General features: G+C 43.7%; 1 tRNA gene and 1 rRNA gene. Both read right to left on the bottom strand.

Going from position 1 to position 618, the window contains the following annotated elements:
• Positions 1–69: 69 nt before the first annotated feature.
• Positions 70–145: transfer RNA gene (locus ACJ2A9_RS23740), tRNA-Ala, on the bottom strand.
• A 159-nt stretch (positions 146–304) separates the two neighbouring features.
• Positions 305–420, bottom strand: a 5S ribosomal RNA gene (gene rrf, locus ACJ2A9_RS23735).
• Between the last annotated feature and the right edge of the window lie 198 nt (positions 421–618).

Raw genomic sequence — 618 nt, 5'->3', positions numbered from 1 at the left:
GTCGGTTTTCAAGACCGATCCCTTCAGCCGGACTTGGGTATTCCTCCGTTTTGTAAAAATTTATATAATTGGTGGAGCCTAGCGGGATCGAACCGCTGACCTCCTGCGTGCAAGGCAGGCGCTCTCCCAGCTGAGCTAAGGCCCCGATGTATTAAAGATGTGTTTCAATGAAGCATCCCTGCTTCTTCCTCTACAAGCATTGCTCCGTTGTTCACTGCGTCGAAGCAACTCGTTGTTAGTTCACAGAGGTTTAGCTCGTAGCTGAGCTAAGGCCCCGATGTTTAAGGTATTTTAATTAGAGTCAGCCTGGCAACGTCCTACTCTCACAGGGGGAAACCCCCAACTACCATCGGCGCTGAAGAGCTTAACTATCGTGTTCGGTATGGGAACGAGTGTGACCTCTTCGCTATCGCCACCGGGCTACGCTAATTTAGAATTAAGAATTTATAATTTAGAATTGATGTAGGCTTCTCATGGAAGTTTACAGCGCAAATCCAAACTAAAGGGTTCATTCCCTGAAAACTAGATAACAATAGATTAAACTTGAGAAGCATTCACTTCGAAGCATTACTTTCAACCAATTTTACATTTTAAATTATAAATTTTACATTGGTTTTA

Source organism: Anaerobacillus sp. MEB173 (genome assembly GCF_052119505.1).
GTDB lineage: Bacteria > Bacillota > Bacilli > Bacillales > JBJMAU01 > JBJMAU01.
Note: the sequence above shows the minus strand (reverse complement) of the source record. Positions and strands in the feature narration are given on the sequence as shown.